Origin of the sequence: Tabrizicola sp., from assembly GCF_036781545.1 — a bacterium.
Lineage (GTDB): Bacteria > Pseudomonadota > Alphaproteobacteria > Rhodobacterales > Rhodobacteraceae > Tabrizicola.
In genome coordinates, this window is the sequence record NZ_DAIQAT010000068.1 from 1 (window position 1) to 16,785 (window position 16,785).

General features: G+C 68.6%; 13 protein-coding genes. 2 read left to right on the plus strand and 11 right to left on the minus strand.

From position 1 onward, the window contains the following. The 6 genes from V7Q39_RS11710 to V7Q39_RS11735 form a co-directional block, all read right to left on the minus strand. Nucleotides 1–443, minus strand: a 443-nt coding sequence (locus V7Q39_RS11710; RefSeq protein WP_333816759.1) for a trypsin-like serine protease, incomplete at its 3' end; no start/stop codon positions are given. 2 nt (nucleotides 444–445) lie between these two features. Next, nucleotides 446–2,398, minus strand: coding sequence for a caspase family protein (locus tag V7Q39_RS11715; protein ID WP_333816760.1), 1,953 nt, complete (start codon nucleotides 2,396–2,398; stop codon nucleotides 446–448). 173 nt (nucleotides 2,399–2,571) lie between these two features. After that, nucleotides 2,572–4,011, minus strand: a complete 1,440-nt coding sequence (locus tag V7Q39_RS11720; protein WP_333816761.1) for a patatin-like phospholipase family protein — start codon at nucleotides 4,009–4,011, stop codon at nucleotides 2,572–2,574. Between the two features lie 19 nt (nucleotides 4,012–4,030). Continuing rightward, nucleotides 4,031–5,392, minus strand: coding sequence for a HAMP domain-containing sensor histidine kinase (locus tag V7Q39_RS11725; protein ID WP_333816762.1), 1,362 nt, complete (start codon nucleotides 5,390–5,392; stop codon nucleotides 4,031–4,033). Beyond that, nucleotides 5,389–6,078 carry a response regulator transcription factor gene (locus V7Q39_RS11730; RefSeq protein ID WP_333816763.1) on the minus strand — a complete coding sequence of 230 codons (690 nt, stop codon included), beginning with the start codon at nucleotides 6,076–6,078 and terminating at the stop codon, nucleotides 5,389–5,391. The genes V7Q39_RS11725 and V7Q39_RS11730 overlap by 4 nt, the downstream gene beginning before the upstream one ends. 11 nt (nucleotides 6,079–6,089) lie before the next feature. After that, nucleotides 6,090–7,406, minus strand: a complete 1,317-nt coding sequence (locus tag V7Q39_RS11735; protein WP_333816764.1) for a S1C family serine protease — start codon at nucleotides 7,404–7,406, stop codon at nucleotides 6,090–6,092. Between the two features lie 181 nt (nucleotides 7,407–7,587). On the opposite strand from V7Q39_RS11735, the gene V7Q39_RS11740 reads away from it, so the two are divergent. Continuing rightward, nucleotides 7,588–8,172 carry a hypothetical protein gene (locus V7Q39_RS11740; RefSeq protein ID WP_333816765.1) on the plus strand — a complete coding sequence of 195 codons (585 nt, stop codon included), beginning with the start codon at nucleotides 7,588–7,590 and terminating at the stop codon, nucleotides 8,170–8,172. Continuing rightward, the gene (locus V7Q39_RS11745) at nucleotides 8,172–10,226 is read left to right on the plus strand and encodes a caspase family protein (protein ID WP_333816766.1); all 2,055 of its coding nucleotides are present in this window, start codon (nucleotides 8,172–8,174) and stop codon (nucleotides 10,224–10,226) included. The genes V7Q39_RS11740 and V7Q39_RS11745 overlap by 1 nt, the downstream gene beginning before the upstream one ends. A gap of 77 nt (nucleotides 10,227–10,303) precedes the next feature. On the opposite strand, the gene V7Q39_RS11750 is transcribed toward V7Q39_RS11745, so the two are convergent. From V7Q39_RS11750 to V7Q39_RS11770, 5 genes are all read right to left on the minus strand, one after another. Beyond that, entirely contained in the window at nucleotides 10,304–11,494 is a 1,191-nt protein-coding gene (locus V7Q39_RS11750) for a hypothetical protein (RefSeq protein WP_333816767.1), read from the minus strand. A 37-nt stretch (nucleotides 11,495–11,531) separates the two neighbouring features. Continuing rightward, complete coding sequence (locus V7Q39_RS11755) at nucleotides 11,532–12,941, minus strand: FAD-binding oxidoreductase (protein ID WP_333816768.1); 1,410 nt, start codon at nucleotides 12,939–12,941, stop codon at nucleotides 11,532–11,534. Nucleotides 12,942–12,943: 2 nt separating this feature from the next. Next, nucleotides 12,944–13,603 (minus strand): helix-turn-helix domain-containing protein, encoded by a 660-nt coding sequence (locus V7Q39_RS11760; protein WP_333816769.1) that lies wholly within the window; start codon nucleotides 13,601–13,603, stop codon nucleotides 12,944–12,946. Between the two features lie 74 nt (nucleotides 13,604–13,677). After that, nucleotides 13,678–14,238: a sarcosine oxidase subunit gamma gene (locus V7Q39_RS11765; protein ID WP_333816770.1), complete on the minus strand. Its 561-nt coding sequence runs from the start codon at nucleotides 14,236–14,238 to the stop codon at nucleotides 13,678–13,680. After that, a partial coding sequence (locus tag V7Q39_RS11770; protein WP_333816771.1) for a glycine cleavage T C-terminal barrel domain-containing protein occupies nucleotides 14,231–16,785 on the minus strand: 2,555 nt, incomplete at its 5' end. The genes V7Q39_RS11765 and V7Q39_RS11770, both read right to left, overlap by 8 nt.

A 16,785-nucleotide genomic window follows, 5' to 3' on the forward strand; every position in this document is an offset into this window, starting at 1 on the left:
CGGAAGATCGCCTCGACCGGGATCAGATCGCCCTGGCCGGGGGCGAGGGTGTTGGTTCCGACGAGGACGGAGACGTCCTGTGGCCAGAGGTCGGCGAAAGTCCCGTCCTCCATCGGCATGTGGATGCAGTGGGCGGCGGTGAGGACCCAGCGGTCCATCACCATGCTTCCGCCGCAGAACTGCGCATCGGTGCCGACCGGCGCGCCGCCGACGAGGAGGGCGACCTGCCAGGGCCAGGCGCCCTGGGCTGCCAGTTCGCCGCCGATGACCTTGGCCCCGGCTTCGCCTGCGGATTTCGCCCGTTCGGCCTTGGCGCCGGATTTGGCGTAGAGGAAGGGCGAGGCGGTGGTTTCCCCGGCCTTGGGGACGACCGCGTCTTCCGCCAGCGCGGGCGTGGCAAGAAGGCCGAGAAGCGCGGCGGCGCGAAGAAGGCGGAGGGTCATCGTCAGTTCTCCATCGGTGCGGGGGTGGTGTCCCCGGGGGTCAGGCGCAGGATCTGGCGCAGCATCGTCAGCGGCGCGGGTTTCGGAGTAAAGCCCCGGCTTTGCGCATCGGGCTCCATGCGGGATTCCAGCCACACCGTCATCGGATCGGCGGGCGCAGCCCGGGTGGTTTCGGTCGTAGCAAGGCGGGTCAGGTCGACGCGGGGTGCGTCGGAAGCGGCGGGCACGGCGAGCGCCCAGATCTCTTCGAGGCCTGCGGTGCTGCCGGGCTCGATCTGCAATCCGACACGGGCGCTTTCGCCGGGTGCGAGGCGGTTGGACAGGCTCTGCGACGGGAAGATCGGCTGCACCCGGAAATCGGCAGTGAAGTAGAGGACCGACACGTCCTGCGTGGTGCCGGAGGTGTTGGTGAGGGTCAGCCAGAGCTGGTCACAGGGGGAGACACCCTGCGCCGGGTCGAACGGGGCCTGGGGGCCGGGCTGGCCGCAGTCACCCTCGGCGGCGCGGCGGTCGATGGTCATGGCGAGCGGCGCCTTGCCGGTGAGGCTGCGGCCGGTGGCCCCGGCGAGGACCTTGCGGAGCGCAAGGCCGTGTGCGGCCTGATCCAGCGTCCGGGCGACGGCCTCGGCGGGGGTTTCCCCGGGTTCCAGGCGGATGCGGGGGGAGGAGCCGGGGCCTTCGGGATCCAGCACCCCGTCGGCCTGGGCAAGGGCGATGGTGCCCTCGGTGAGGATGGGGACAAGGTCGGGAGCCGTGCCGGTATCTGGGAGAGCGGCGGTCCAGGGCGTGTAGTCGCGCGCGTCGGCGGGGTCGGCGAGAACCGGGGCGGCAAGGGTCAGCGGCGCGGCGGGCGGGGCGGAGGTAAGCTCGGCCCATTGCGCGCTGGCGGGGAGCGGGGCGTCGAAGCTCGCCTCGCGCGCCGTGACCTTGGTGAGGGTCAGCGTGGCGAGCGGATCGCCCCCGGCGGGGGTGGCGTAGAGGGCGACCTCGGCGCCATCGGCGAGGCCCTGCAGCAGGCCGGCGGCGAGTTTCCCATCCTTCAACGGGAAGCGCTCGGTCGTGCTGCCAGTTCCGAAGACCGGGGCAGAGAGGAGCGGGCCTTCGCCATCGGGCATCTGCCGGGCGGGGCCTTGTACCATCGCCTCGGTCGTGGCGGCGAGGACCTGGGCCCAGCTGGCATCCGGCGCATCACGCAGGGTTTGTGCAAGCCGCAGGGTGAATTCGCCATGCCAGCTGCCATCGGCCATCGGATACTCGAAAGAGCGCTGGTCGGACTGCGATGAATAGAGAAAGACGAACTCTCCGCTCAGCGGCGGGGCGGGGGTGCCTGCCACGGGGGTGATGTCGTCGGGGATGCCGAGGGTGGCCTCGTCCACCACGCGGGCGACACCCTGCCCGCCCACGGCCCGGAAGCCGGTGGCAGAGTGGCAGGCGTCGATCAGGCCGATGACCTGGACCCCTTTCGACAGGGTGGCTTGCGCCCAGACCTGAAGCTCATCGTCCAGGATTGCATTCTCGACCGCGCCGATCGCCCCTTTCCAGCCTGCGGCATCGGCGGGCAGCAGGATCTCGTCATAGCCGCCGCCTTCGTCCCCCGACATATCCGGGGCCTGCGCGCCGTGGCCGGAGAAGGTGAAAACCACGGTGTCGCCCGGGATCGACGCCTCGGTGGCGGCGGCAAGGGCGGCGAGGATTTCAGCGCGGAGCGGCTGGCCGGGGACGGTGCCTGCGGGCAGGCCATTGGGATCGGAGGTGAGGACGGTGATCCGGGCCGGATCGACGCCACGGGCGACGAGGGTTTCAGCCATCAGGCGGGCGTCGTTCGACGGGCCTTTCAGATCGGCGTCGAGGGTGAGGTAGTCGGAGACGCCCACCACCACGGCGCGGATTTCGGCATGGGCGGGCGGGGCCAGAAGGGCCAGCGTCAGGGTGAGTGAGGCGAAGGGCACGCGCATGATGCGGGCAGGATACTGCGGGTTCCGCATGGGGCAAGTGGGGCGGCGCGGGTGACGGAATTTGTCATTCGGGGCTGTCGATGGGGCACCGCCCACCCCCGTACCCTCCCCAGTAAGGAGTGGGGAGGCGCTTGAGGCAGGCGTCGGGAGGAGAAGCCCAGCGGTGGGCTGGGTCAGTTCACCGGCGTGACGCGGCGGCCTCCGGCGGCGATGCCGTCCCGGATGCGGGCATCGATGGGGTTGGCGGTCAGCGAGGCGAGGAAGCCGTTGAATTCGGGCGTCAGGCGGGTGGCGAGGCGGCCTGCCTCGATGACCATGTCGACCTGGGCGGCGGGAAGCTTCAGGCGGGTGGGCACGGCGTCGAGCGCGTCGCGCTGGTCCCTGGGAAGCGAGGCGAAGCTGGCCTCGCCGACCAGAAGCTTGACATCCTTGCAGTCCCAGCCCTCGACCGTGCCGCGAAGCTTGCGGACCTCGGAGAGCGGCAGGGCGCAGCGCCATTCGATCAGCTCGCTTTCCCACAGCCGCATCTCGCCGCGCATGGAATCGTAACCGGAGCGGGAGGCGGCGGCCATGGCAGAGGTGGCGATGGACATGGCAAGGCTGACGCCGCCCGGCCCCTGCACCTTCCTGGCCCAGTCATAGTCCTTGTGCACCCCCGCATCGGCCACCAGGAACAACATGCGGCGCAGCTTCACGGCCTCTTCCGGGGTGAGCGGCGCATAGGGTTGCTGGGCGCGGGCGCGTTCCACCGCAAGGCTGGTGGTGCCGAAGTTGTCGGTGATGCCGCCGTCGAGCAGCTTGACGAATTTCACCTCGTCGGGGGTGGTGTAGCTTTCCAGCGCCCGGGCATGGGCGCGCATGGCCGCCGTTGCCTCGGGGTTGTAGCGGGCGGCGGTCAGCCAGTCGGGCTCGACGTAGGTGCATTCGCCCTGGTGGGCCTTGAGCACGATGGGGGTGAAGACCAGCGGGAAGGCGGCGGAGGCGGCGACGGCTTCGGAGAGTTTGACCTTCGAGAGATCGGAGCAGAGGGCGTCAAAGGTTTCGGGCGAGAAGAGGAAGGGCGTGTTGTTCGCCATGTCGGTGGCGTTGATCCAGGTCTTGATATGCGACCTGCGGCGGAGATCGGCGAAGGTGGCGCCGTGGAAGAGGGTGTCGTCGAGATAGCGGCCGAAGGTGTCACGACCGTTGACCCCGCCGGAGATGCCCTTGACGATGGTCAGCGGGTTGAAGCCGGACGTGACCATATAGGCCTCGGCGTCGGTGATCAGGAAACGCTCGCGGAAGCCGGTCAGGCCTTCGGGGCCGTAAAGCCCCAGTTGCGCAGCCATCACCGAGCCGCCGGAAACGCCGGAGACGAGGCGGACATTGTCGAGAAGGCCGTTCGGCGTGCCCGTCTCTATCCCGGCGGCCCGCAGCTCTTCCAGCATCCCATAGGCGAAGGCGGTGGCGCGCATCCCGCCGCCCGAGAAGGCGAGGCCGATGTAAAGCTCGCCGTCGCCCTTGGTGTGCGGTTCGACAAGCGGAGGGTTCTCGCCTTGCAGGGGCTGATTCTGCGGCTGGTTCCAGGGCGCGCAGCCGAGAAGCATCACGAGGGGGAGGAGCACGCGCCGCATTCGGGGTCCGGGATCTGGGTCAGTCCAATTGCTGCAGCCTTGGCCAGCGGATTTCAAGCGCGAAACCCTTGTCCGTGGGCGGAAGGGTCAGGCGCGCGCCGTGGCGGGCGGCGATGGCACGGACGAGGGCGAGGCCGAGGCCATGGCCGGGAGTGCCCCGGTCGCGCTCGGCGCGGGTGAAGCGGTCGAAGGCTTCGGCCTTGAGGTCGTCGGGCAGGCCCGGGCCGGTGTCGGCGACGCGCATCAGGATGCGGTCGGCCTCGGGGGCGAGGTGAAGGGAAAGGCGGTCGCCGGGGGCGCAATACTTGATCGCGTTGTCGAGGAGGTTCGACAGGACCTGGGCAATCAGGTTGCGGTCGCCGAGGATGCTGAGGCCGGGGGCGATCTGCGCCTCGGTTGCAAGGCCCTTGTCCTCGGCCAGCGGCTCGTAAAGGTCCCACACCTCGGTCGCGACAGCGGAGAGGTCGACGGGGACGAGGCCGCCACCGGTGCCCTGATCGGCCTCGGCGCGGCTGATGTCGAGGAGCGAGTCGAACATGCGGATCGCCTGGCGCATCTCGGCCTTGAGGTCGGCGGTGAGGTCGTCCTGGCCTTCGATCTTGCCCAGCTTCTGCAGCATCCGGTTCAGGGGGGTGCGAAGCTCGTGGGCGATGGTGTCGGAGAGCCGATGGGTGGCACGGTTCAGGTTCTGGATGCGGTCGAGCATCGCGTGGACATGGGTTTCGAGCAGGCCGAATTCATCATCGGAGCGGGTGCCGGGAAGACGGGCGTCGAGGGCGCCTTCCGCCACACGGTCGGCAAGGGCGTTGATCCGGTTGATCCGGGCCATGACCGAGCGGGCGGCGAGCCAGCCGACGCCCGCCCCGGCGACGAGGAGCGCGCCGAGAAGGCCGAACATCCCGCGGCGCAGGGCGGCGAGGGTGTCGTCCACCGGCGCAAGGCTGCGGGCGACGAGGAGCGGGAAGCCGCCGGGAAGGGTGCGGGCAACGGCAAGCCAGCGGGTCTGGCCTTCGGTGAACTGGACCGCGCCTTCGCTGCTGAAGTCCTCGCCCGCCGGGGCGAGGTTTGCGGGCCAGTCCTTGCGGGTTCCGGCGAGGGCTGCGCCATTCCGGTCCATCAGGAGGAGCATCTCGTCCCCCGTCGCGGCGGTGGCGCGGTAGTCAATGGCCTGCCGCAAGGCGATGATCCGGCGCTGATCGTAAAGCGCGGCGAATCCGTCGAGGTCGGCCGTCAGCAGGCTTTGCTGCGCGGTTCTCAGGCGGGTCTCGATCAGCCGGTATTGCAGCGCCATCGCACCCAGCGAGAGGAGGGTCACCGCCAGCGCCATCGCGGCGGCGAGACGCAGCGTCGCCCTTGCGGCAAAGGGCTTCGCTTGCGTCACGCCGGGGCCGGGAGGGGGGCGAAGATGTAGCCCTCGCCCCGCGCGGTCTGGATCGCCGCGCTTCCGGCCTCTTCCAGCTTGCGGCGCAGGCGACCGACATGGACATCGACCACATTGGTGCCGGGGTCGAAATGCAGGTTCCAGACGTTTTCCAGAAGCTGCATCCGGGTGACGACCTGGCCGGCGTTGCGGGCGAAATAGGTGATCAGCTCGAATTCCTTCGGGCTGACGGCGACATGGGCGCGCTTCACATGCACCGTGCGGGCCTTGAGGCGGATTTCCAGGTCGCCGAAGGCGAGGAGGTCGTTGTCCAGCACCTGGATCGTGCCCCGGCGCAGAAGGGCGCGGAGGCGGGCGCGCAGTTCCTCGGGCTCGAAGGGTTTGGGGAGGTAGTCGTCGGCGCCCTTCTCCAGCCCCTCCACCCGGTTCGCGGCGCGGCCGAGCGCGGAGAGGATCAGGATCAGGGCGGTGGAGCCCCCGGCGCGGATACGGGCCATGGCGTCCACCCCGTCGCCGCCGGGGAGCATCCGGTCAAGAACGATGACGTTGTATCGCCGGGTCGTCGCCGCCGCGATGCCTTCGTCCAGCGTGTCGCAATGGTCGGTGGCGCAGCCCAGGGCCTCGGCCTCTGCCCTGACGGCGGCGGCGGTCTCGGGGTCGTCCTCGATGATCAGGATGCGGTCCATCTTGGGCTCATTCAAAACACGACCACGGCGGGGTCAAGCACATTCGCCCCGCCGATGGGCCGGACCCCTTCCGGGGCGTGCCAGGGGTCGAGCCGGATGTGGCGGGTGGCGCCGCCCGGGGCTTCGAGGAGCAGGAGGGCGGGGGCGGTGATTTCATAAGCCTGCAGGTCTTGCGGCGCCCCGTTTATCGCGAGGATGCGGTCGCCCTTGGTGAGGCCGGCGAGAAGCGCAGGGGAATTGTCGGTCAGCGCGGTGACGGTGCCCTGCGGGTCCAGCGTCACGCCGAGGGCAGCCAGACTGTAGGCAGCGACGGTGGCGGGGGCGCGGGGCACCTCGCGGGTGCGGAGACCCGTGGCTTCGGGTTCTGTCAGGGCAAGGGTCAGGGTCTGCTCCTGCCCGGCACGGAGAAGGGTGAGGGTCGCCGCACCGTCGGCGCTGGCGCTTTCGATCGCGAAGGCGAAGTCGCCGGGGCTGGTGAGGGTGGTGCCGGAGGCCTGGGTGATGATGTCGCCGGGTTCGAGGCCCGAAGTCTCGGCCAGACTGCCGGGGGCGACGGCGTCGATCAGAAGGCCCTGTGGCGTTACGCCAAGGGTTTCGGCGACCTGACGGTCCACCGGGCGGGCGGTGAGGCCGAGGGTCGGGAAGGGCGGCAGGGTTTCAAGGGTCAGGCCGGTGACGATGCGGTCAAGCTCGGCGGTGGGGATGGCATAGGCGATGCCGACGAACATCCGGCTGCCGTCGGCGATCTGGCTGTTCATGCCGAGAAGGCGGCCTTCCGCATCGACCAGCGGACCACCGGAGGAGCCGGGGTTCACCGCGGCGTCGTGCTGCAGCATGAGCATCGGAACGGCGATGTCGACCTGGCGGGCAAGGCTGGAGATCCGGCCCTCGGTGAGCGTGAATTCAATCCCGAGCGGTGCGCCCAGGGCGAAGACCTCGTCGCCAAGCTCCGGGAGATCGGGGGCGAGGGAGAGGCCTTCGGCGGGGGCGGGCAGCGAGATCACCGCCACATCGCGCACCGTGTCGCGGGCGATGACCAGGGCGGTGGTGTCGGTGCCATGCCGGTCGATCAGGCGGACCTCCTCGGCCTTGCCGACCACATGCGCGTTTGTGACGGCGACGCTGCCATCAGCCCAGACGAAGGCGGAGCCGAGAAAGCGATCCTCGGCATCCGCCGAGCGGACGGTGAAGACCTTGTCCATGGCATCGTCGAGGGGCGAGGCACTGGCGGGACTGAGGATCGCCGCCAGCGCCAGCACCAGAAGCGCGGCCAGCGCCTCGCCCATGAACCGAAGCGGTCTCTGCCGCTTTTCCATCTTCGCCTGCATTCCTGAAACCTTTGATCTGCCTCGATGACCCGTTGCTACCGGGGCGGGTGTGGCAGGGCACGTGACAAAGGCTGTCATGAAGAAATCTTGCATTTACAGGGGCGAAGCCGCGCCGCATCTTCGGGCGGAGAAAAGCCAGAAGAGATTTCCGATGCGCCGTTTCCTGCTTGCGACTGCCTTGATGACCCTGCCCGCCTGGGCCGAGACACCCTCGCCGGTGAAGGTCGCCGAACTGTCGGCGCGGCTTTATGTGGCGGGGATGGCGGCGGGCGATCCGCTTCTGATCCTGTCGGCGGCGAAGCTGAGGAAGGAACTGGCCCCGGTGGCGGCGGACCGTGCGGCGGTGGACGGGATCATCGGCGAGAGTGCGCCGCTGGGCTGGGAGGAGATGCTGGCTTCGGCGGCAGAGCTGGCGGCGGGGGACGAGGCTCTCATGGGGCTGATCGAGGATGCGAAGGTGGAGGCGACGAAAGGCGTCGCTTCGGGGCCGGTCTACAACATCGGGTCGCTGGGGAACGGCAAGGGCGACACCTATCCGCCGATCGAATTCCGGGGCGGAGAATATGCCGAGGTCTATGTCGAGGCGCGGGCGGCCACGAACCTGAACCTCGGGGTCTATGACGACAAGGGGCGGCTGGTCTGTTCGGACACCGACATCAGCCATATCGCCTATTGCGGCTGGACCCCGGCCGCGGGCGGAACCTTCACGCTGAAGGTGGAAAACAAGGGCCCGGTGGCGGCCGATTATGCGTTGATGACCAACTGATGAAAAAGCTTTTCGCCCTGACCCTGTGCCTGACCGCCGCCCCTGCCCTTGCGCGGGACAATTATGCGCTGCTGATCGGGGCCAACCAGTATCCCGCACTGGAGGAACGCTGGTGGCTGAAAGGCCCGGCGAACGATGTGCAACTGGTGGCGACCTATCTCACCACCGAAGCCCCGGTGCCGTTCCCGGCAGAGCATGTCACGGTGCTGTCGGACGGCGTGGCGGGGGCCGAGGCACCGACGCTTGCGGCGATCCGCGGCGCCTTTGCCGAGTTGACGGCAGAGGTGCAACCGGGGGATTTCGTCTATCTGCATTTCTCCGGCCACGGCACGCAGGCCCCGGCGCGGGACCCGTCGACAGAGCTGGACGGGCTGGACGAGCTGTTCCTGCCGGTGGACATCGGCCCCTGGTCGGATCAGGTGGGCGCGGTCGAGAATGCGCTGGTCGATGACGAGATCGGCGCGCTGATCGACGGGCTTCGCGCAAAGGGGGCGAATGTCTGGGCGGTGTTCGACAGCTGCCATTCGGGGACGGCGACACGCGCGGTGGACAGCGCGGAGGATGACGTGCGGGTAAGGCAGCTGCCGCCCGAGGCATTGGGGATCGACGTCGATGCGGTGGAAGTGTCGCGCTCGGTGGACCCGCGGCAGGTGGAAGCCCCGTTCGATGCGGGGACGGGCGACGGGTCTTTCGTCGCCTTCTTCGCCGCACAGACCAACGAGGTGACGCCGGAGAAGAACCTGCCCAAGGGCAAGCCGGGACGGAAGCCGCAGGGCGTGTTCACCTGGACGCTGATGGAGGTGCTGGCGGAGTACCCGAACGCGACCTACGGGCAGATCGGGCAGGAGGTGCTGCGGCGTTATGCGGTGAAGAACCTGGCGAAATCGACGCCCCTGTTCGAGGGCGATCTGGATCAGGTGGTCTTCGGCGGCGAAGGCGGGGCGCGGGTCTCGCAATGGCAGGCGGAGGTGACGGAGGCCGGGTTCGCGATCCCGGCCGGGACGCTGCACGGGCTGTCGGAAGGCGCGGTGCTGGCGGTGATGGGGTCGGCGGCGGATGCGGATGACGCGGCGCTGGGATATGTGGAATTGACTGGGGTCGAGACCTTCTCCTCGGTCGGTCAGGCGGTGGAGAAGGACGGCAAGGTTCTGCCCGCCGAATTGCCGAAGGGTGTGACGCTGCGGAAGCTGGACGCGGCGCTGGATTTCACCCTGACGGTGGCGCTGCCTGCGGCGGGGTCTGCCCCGGCGGATGAACTGCTGGCCTCGCTGGATGCGCTGGCGGAAGCCGCCGGTCCCCGGCTGGCCTTCGTCGCGCCGGATCAGGAGGCGGACCTGCGGCTTGCGGTGCTGCCGGAGAGCCCGCGGCCGGATGCGATCTGGGTGCTGCCCTCGACCGGGCTGGCGGAGGATCTGGGCGCGACGCCCTCGGTTTCCACCGCCGACAAGGACGGGGCGGACCTGGCGGCCACGCTGGCCGATACGCTGGTCACGATGGCGCGGGCGCAGAACCTGATGAAGCTGGCGGGCGCAGTGGGCGCGGCGAACCCGGATGTGGAGGTCGAACTGCTGACCCGCACGCCCGAGGATCGCACGCTGCGCCCCCTGCCCTTCGCGCCGGTGCCCACGCTGCTGCCCGACGACGAGGTGCATGTGCTGGCGAAGAACAACTCGGACGGGCCGGTGGACGTGAATGTGCTGTATATCGGGGCGGACTGGTCGATCAGCCACTGGTTCTCGGGCCGGTTGCAGCCGGGGGATGAGTTGAAGAAGGGGCTGTTCAAGATTTCCGGCGATGTTCTGGGGCAGGAACGGATGCTGGTGGTGGTCACGCCCGCCAAGCCGCAAAGCCCGGTCGAGGATCTGAGCTACCTGGCGCAGGACGCCTTGGACACCACGCGTGCCGTGGGCGGAACGGCCTTCGACGATGCCCTCGCCGAGGCGGGGTTCGGCGAGACGACGCGGGGCGCGATAGCCCTGACGGATGATGCCGAAGAGGCCGGTCTGGGACCTGCGATCCTGCAGCTGGAACTGCGGACGGTCTCGGGAGATTGAGCCTCGCAACCCATTGAAGTGGCAGGATTGCTGCGCAGCATTTCCGCAGCATTCCTTCGGATTCGCTGCGCAGAAACTTAGCGGCGGTCCGCGGCCCAGAGGGCGGCGGCGCCGACCAGCGAGGCAGCGACTCCAAGGAGCGCAACGGCGCCATAGCCTGCAAGCGTGGTGCCGAGGGCGAAGCAGGTCGCGGCGATCACATCCCCGGCCAGGCGCTGCACCGCCATCAGCGACGCCCCTGCCCCGGGCCTGTCAGACAGCAGGTCTTGAAGATAGGCGATGGGAACGGTGAGGGTCACGGCGCCCCCGACGGCGGCGGGAAGGACCAGGAGCCAGACGAGGGGCGACCCGGCCAGAACCGGCAGCAGCGCGACATGCAAGCCGTAAAGCGCGGCCCCGGCCAGGATCAGCCGGGTGCGGGGGATGCCCCGGGTGAGGCCGGGGAGGAGCAGCATGAAGGGCACCTCCAGTCCGGCGACGAGGCCGACGTAGAGCGCCACGTCCTGCGTTCCGCGCCCCACGGCAGCGACCATAACCAGCGAGATGATCGCCATGTAGAGGGTGGAGGCCCCGGTCACGGCCCCCAGCGCCAGAACGCGGGCGGCGATGCGGGGGTGGCCCATCTCGGCCAAGGCGGCTCGGAAGGTAAGGCCGGAAGGACGGTCATCCCAGGAGACAGCGCTGTCGGCGGGCCAGAGCCGGAGGACGGTAAGAAGCATGACGGCGGTGAGGGCAAGGCCCACCGGAAAGATCGCGATGATCGGCGCCCCCGCGGCAAAGGCGAGCGACCAGAGCGGCAGGACCACGACGAAGGGGGCGGCGAACAGGGCGCGGATCACCGCCATGATGCCATCCCGCGTAGCCTCGGGGTAGCGCGTGGCGGCAAGGCGCGCCAGAGCGAAGACCTGGCCGAAGATGACGCTGCTGACCGGGATCAAAAGTGCCGCGGCGAGAGCAAAGACCAGCGGGCCGGGTGTCACGCTCATCAGGCCGGTGCCGATGAGGAGCGACAGCGCGGCGACCAGCGTCACCTGGCGGCGGTTCGCGGTCTGGTCGGCGCGGATGCCGCCGACGACCGAGGCAGAGACCGAAACGAGCGAGGAGAGCGCGAGAAGCACGGCATAGCCGTGGTCGCCGAAACCGAAACTGTTGACGGCGAGGGTGGAGAAATAGGGGCCGAAAGAGCAGACGATGGCGCCCTGCAGGGCCAGGATGAGGCCTGCGGCGCGCAGCGCCGGATCGCGGAGACAGAGGCTGATGGCGGACATAGGCCTTGGCTATCGCGGGCCGCAGGCCGTCGCAAGATCAGCCGGGGATCACCTTGCCTGGATTCATCAGGTTCTGCGGATCGAGCGCGGCCTTCAGCGCGCGCATGACATCCAGCGCCACGGGATCCTTCCGCCGCGACATCGAGTTCAGCTTGGAAAGCCCGACGCCATGCTCGGCCGAGAAGCTGCCGCCAAGCTCTGCCACCACATCCTCGATGGTTTCCATCACCTTGTCTTTCAGCGCCTTGTCGTCGCGGGTCGGATAGGCGGTGAAATGCAGGTTGCCGTCGCCCAGATGCGCGACGGTGATGGTTCGCGCGCCGGGGTCGAGCGCTTCCAGCCGGCGAAGGGCTTCGGTCAGGAAGGTTTCCACCTTGTCGAGCGGCAGGCAGACGTCGGTGTCGACCTCGGGGTGCAGGCCCACGCCGATCTCTGCCGCGGCCTCGCGCCGCGCCCACATCGCCCGGCGCTGCTGTTCGTTGCGGGCAAGGACAGCGTCGGTGACGAGGCCCGCCTCCATCATCCCGGCGAGGATGGTTTCCAGCGTGGCGACAAGGGGGATCTCGCCGTTGGCGTCCGGGGCGGCCTCGTGCGGGACGGTGGTGGCGGCCTCGATCAGGATAGTCACCTCGGGGATATGGTCGAAGGGCAGGCCAAGGTCGGGCCGCGCCACGCGCAGGCGGTCGGAGTAGGTGCGGGGCATGAATTCGAAGGCCTCGACCCGGCCGCCGGTGGCTTCCTGCATCCGGTTGAGGAGGAGAAGCGCGTCGGATAGCGAGCGGGTGGCAAGGGTTGCGGTGGCGTAGGCCCTGGGCGCGGGGACCAGCTTCATCACGGCGGCGGTGACGATCCCGAGGGTGCCCTCGGCGCCGATGAAAATGTCTTTCAGATCGTAGCCGGAGTTGTCCTTGTGCAGTTCGGACATGAGGTTGAGGATGCGGCCATCGGCCAGCACGACCTCCAGCCCCAGGCAGAGGGCGCGGGTGGAGCCGTAGCGAAGGACGTTGGAGCCGCCCGCGTTGGTGGAAAGGACGCCGCCCAGCATGGCGGAACCGCGCGCGCCGAACCAGAGCGGGAAATAGAGGCCCTGCGCCTCGGCCGCCTCATGCAGGCGGGTGAGGACGACCCCCGCCTCGGCGATGACCAGGCGGGCGTCGCGCTTGACCTCGCGGATGCGGTTCATCCGGTCCAGCGCCAGCATGAGGCCGCCCTTGGTCATGGTGCCGCCGACAAGGCCGGTGTTGCCGGAGATCGGGACCACAGGCACGCCATGCTGCGCGGCGATCTTCACGCAGGCGGCGACCTCGGCGGTGGAACCTGGGCGGGCGACGGCGACGGGCTGGCCTTCGTAGCGGCCCATCCAGTCCCGCGCGTAGCGGGTCATGTCGGCGCCAATCAGGACATGCGCGGCCCCGAGGGCGGCGGCAAGATCATCGGTCAGCGCCATGTTCAGCCCTGCGGATAGGCGATGACCGAGAGATAGCGCGCGGGAAGCTTGACCAGGGTCTCGGGCCCATGCGGGGCGTCGGCATCGAAGAACAGGCTGTCGCCGGGTTTCAGCGGATATACCTGGTCGCCGTGCCGGTAGTCGACCTCGCCCTCCAGCATGTAGAGAAGTTCCAGCCCCTCGTGCTGGAAGGCGGGGAAAGTGTCGCTCTCGGTCGTCAGCGTGATGATGTAGGGTTCCACCACCACGCCGGAATTGTTCGATCCGATATGGCCGAGGAGGTTGTACTGGTGCCCCGCCCGGGTGCCGCGGCGTTCGATTTCCACATGTTCCCCGGCGCGGACATGCTGCGCCTCGCGGCGTTCCTCGTAGCTGCGGAAGAAGGCGGTGACGGGGACGGAAAAGGCGTGGCTCAGCACCTGCAGCGTGGTCAGCGAGGGCGAGGTGTTGCCGTTCTCGATCTTCGACAGCATCCCGATGGACAGGCCGGTGACATTGGCCAGGTCGGCGACCGTCATCCCCTGCTGGCGGCGGAAGTTCCGTACCTCGCGGCCGATGGCGGCTTCGAGGTTGCGCTCGGTGATCTCACGGACGCGATGTGGGTCCTGATCAAAAGCGGGTTTGCCGCGCGGAAGCGAGTGAATCTCGGGGCTGTCAGACATGGGCAACCATCCCGGATGAAACCAATACCTATGATTTCACTACCGGGAAACATGCCCTGTATCAAGCGAAAGCCTTACCAGGCCGAGACGGCGACCCCCTCCAGCGCGTGCAACAGGCTTTCCGCCGAGGAACGCGGGCCGTAAAGCCGCACAGCACCCTGGTCCAGCTTGACGAGATAGACGCCCAGGTGCTCCATGACGGTGCGGGTCGCGTATCCCTTTGGCGCGGAAGCGAAATCGACGTTGCACAGGCGTTCCAGCACCGGGGTCAGATCGGGGGCGGCAAGGTCGAAGGCGACCCAGGCGTCGGTCTGCTCGGTGACGCTGGCGGCATCGCCAAGGGCGGTTTTCAGCAGATCGGCGATCAGCTCGTGGCTGCCGAAGGGGGCCTCGACGAACCACATCTCGGGCGCGGTCCAGAAGGCGCTGTAGGGCGCACCGGCCTGATGGCGGGCGGCTTCGGGCAGGGGCACGCCCGCAACCTTCGCAGCGGTCGCAAGGTCGGCCATCCGCCCGCGCCGGGCCGCGACCGAGGCGAGCGCCAGGTCGGTCCGTTCGGTGATGCGCAGCGGCCCGATCTCCACCACCGCCGGTTCGCGCGCGCCAAGCGCGGTAAGTGCCATGAGACTAGCCACGGAGACGCTCTCCTTCCGGGTCGAACATGTGGGGCGAGATGATCTCGACCTCGGTATCGAGGCCTGCGAGCAGGTTCACGATCCGCATCCGCTGACCGATCTTCTTGTCGCCGCCCTTGAGATAGCCAAGCGCGATATCCGAACCGAGATGCGGCGAATAGACCTTGGACGTCAGCCAGCCGCCATCGTTCGCCGCGACCGGGGCCGCGCCCTTTTCAAGGAAATGGCTGCCCGCGGTCAGCGCGGCCTTGGGATCGACCGGCTTCACGCCGACCAGGCGATAGCCGTTCTCCTGCACCATCCCCTCGCGCTGCGACAGGACCATGCCGATGGAGTCCTTCTTCTTGGACACCATCTTGCCGAGCCCCATGTTCAGCGCGGTGGACTGGCCGTTCAGCTCGCCCCCCGCGACATGGCCCTTCTCGATCCGCATGACGCCAAGCGCCTCGGTGCCGTAGACGATGGGATCGAACTCCGCGCCCTTGGCCAGCATATCGCGCAGAAGCGCGTCGCCGTAGCGGGTGGGGACGGCGATCTCATAGGCCAGCTCGCCGGAGAAGCTGATCCGGAAGAGCCGCGCGCGAAGGCCGCCGCAGACGGTGATGTTGCCCGCACCCATATAGGGGAAGGCGGCGTCAGAAATGTCCTGATCCACGACTTTCTGCAGCAGTTTCCGCGCGTTGGGCCCGGCGACCGAGAACTGCGCCCAGGCCTCGGTGGTAGAGATGAGCTGGACGTCCATGTCGGGCCAGAGGCACTGGCGGCAGAACTCCAGATGCCGGAAGACCGTCACCGCATTGGCGGTGGTGGTGGTCATGACATATTCCGTCTCGCCCATCCGCGCGGTGGTGCCGTCGTCGAAGACCATCCCGTCCTCGCGCAGCATCAGGCCATAGCGGCATTTGCCGACCGCGAGGGAAGAGAAAGTGTTGGCATAGACGCGGTCGAGGAAGGCCCCCGCATCGGTGCCCTGGATGTCGATCTTGCCCAAGGTCGTCACGTCGCAGATACCGACGGACTTGCGGGTGGCCAGCACCTCGCGGTCCACCGACTGCCGCCATTCGGTTTCCCCAGCTTTCGGCACCCATTGGGTGCGCAGCCAGTTGCCAACCTCGACGAAGATCGCGCCCTGTTCCTTGGCCCAGTGGTGGCTGGGCGTCAGGCGGAAGGGTTTGAACTCCTTGCCGCGCGACCGGCCCGCGAGGGTGCCCAGGGCGACGGGGGTATAGGGCGGGCGATAGATCGTGGTGCCGGTGTCGGGGATCGAGCGGCCGGTCAGCTCCGCCATCACGGCCAGGCCGATGACATTGCCGGTCTTGCCCTGGTCGGTCGCCATGCCAAGCGTGGTGTAGCGCTTCAGATGCTCCACGGAAGTGAAGTTTTCCTGATGCGCCAGCTTCACGTCCTTGACGGTGACGTCGTTCTGCTGGTCGATCCAGGCACGGCCCTTGCCATGGTGGACGAACCACAGCGGCGTGACGCGGGTCGGCGCATCCTCGGCTTCCGGCAGGTCGGGCGCGGCACCGGAAAGGCCCAGTGCGGCAATGGCGGCGTCCCGGCCGGTCTCGAGCGCGGCACGGGTGGAGAAGGCCCCGGCTGCGGCGCCCGCGACGGACAGGCCCGGAGGACCGTCCTGACCCGGCACGAAGGCCGCGATGGCGGGGTCGTAGACCGGGCGAGAGCGGTGATGGGAATGGATGTTCACATTCGGGTTCCAGCCACCGGAGACGCCAAGTGCATCCACGGCAATCGTTTCCGAATGACCGTTCGCCTGACGGACGGTGATGGACTTGAGATTGAGCTTGCCCGAGCTGTCGATCACCTCGGCGCCCCGCAGATGGCGGACGCCGGGGATCAGCTCTCCCCCCTCGCGGCTGTCGATCACGGCAACGACGTCGACGCCCCTGGACTGGAGGTCGCGGGCCGTGCGGAGGCCATCGTCGTTGTTGGTGAAGACGGCGACGCGCTCGCCCGCCTTGGCACCCCAGCGGTTCGCATAGGCGCGGAGCGCCCCCGCCAGCATGATGCCGGGGCGGTCGTTGTTCTCGAAGGCGATGGGACGCTCGGTGGCCCCGCCCGCAAGGATCGCGCGGCCCGCATAGATGCGCCACAGGATCTGCCGGGGCTTGCCCTTGGCGGGCACGGGAAGGTGGTCGCTGACCCGCTCGACCGCGCCATAGATGCCATGGTCGAAGGCGCCGATCACCGTGGTACGGGTCATCAGGCGCACGTTCGGCAGCGAGGCCAGTTCCGCCACGACACCCGCCGCCCAGTCGGCCCCGGCGGCGCCGCCGACCGCGAAGGTCTCGGCATTCAGCCGTCCGCCCATGCGGAAATCCTCATCCGCAAGGATCACCCTTTTGCCCGCCCGTCCGGCGGTCAGGGCCGCCATCAGGCCCGTGGGGCCTGCCCCGATGACCAGGAGGTCGCAGTGCAGGAAGCCCTTGTCATACTCGTCGGGGTCCTCCTCGCGCGTGACGGAGCCGAGGCCGGCCGCGCGGCGGATGATCGGCTCATAAAGCTTTTCCCAGAAGGACTTGGGCCACA

Coding starts and splice junctions, on each gene's coding strand:
- V7Q39_RS11715 (WP_333816760.1), bottom strand. CDS start 2,398: ATGCGCGTGCCCTTCGCCTCACTCACCCTGACGCTGGCCCTTCTGGCC.
- V7Q39_RS11760 (WP_333816769.1), bottom strand. CDS start 13,603: ATGTCTGACAGCCCCGAGATTCACTCGCTTCCGCGCGGCAAACCCGCT.
- V7Q39_RS11740 (WP_333816765.1), top strand. CDS start 7,588: ATGACCCTGCCCGCCTGGGCCGAGACACCCTCGCCGGTGAAGGTCGCC.
- V7Q39_RS11755 (WP_333816768.1), bottom strand. CDS start 12,941: ATGGCGCTGACCGATGATCTTGCCGCCGCCCTCGGGGCCGCGCATGTC.
- V7Q39_RS11745 (WP_333816766.1), top strand. CDS start 8,172: ATGAAAAAGCTTTTCGCCCTGACCCTGTGCCTGACCGCCGCCCCTGCC.
- V7Q39_RS11750 (WP_333816767.1), bottom strand. CDS start 11,494: ATGTCCGCCATCAGCCTCTGTCTCCGCGATCCGGCGCTGCGCGCCGCA.
- V7Q39_RS11720 (WP_333816761.1), bottom strand. CDS start 4,011: ATGCGGCGCGTGCTCCTCCCCCTCGTGATGCTTCTCGGCTGCGCGCCC.
- V7Q39_RS11730 (WP_333816763.1), bottom strand. CDS start 6,078: ATGGACCGCATCCTGATCATCGAGGACGACCCCGAGACCGCCGCCGCC.
- V7Q39_RS11735 (WP_333816764.1), bottom strand. CDS start 7,406: ATGCAGGCGAAGATGGAAAAGCGGCAGAGACCGCTTCGGTTCATGGGC.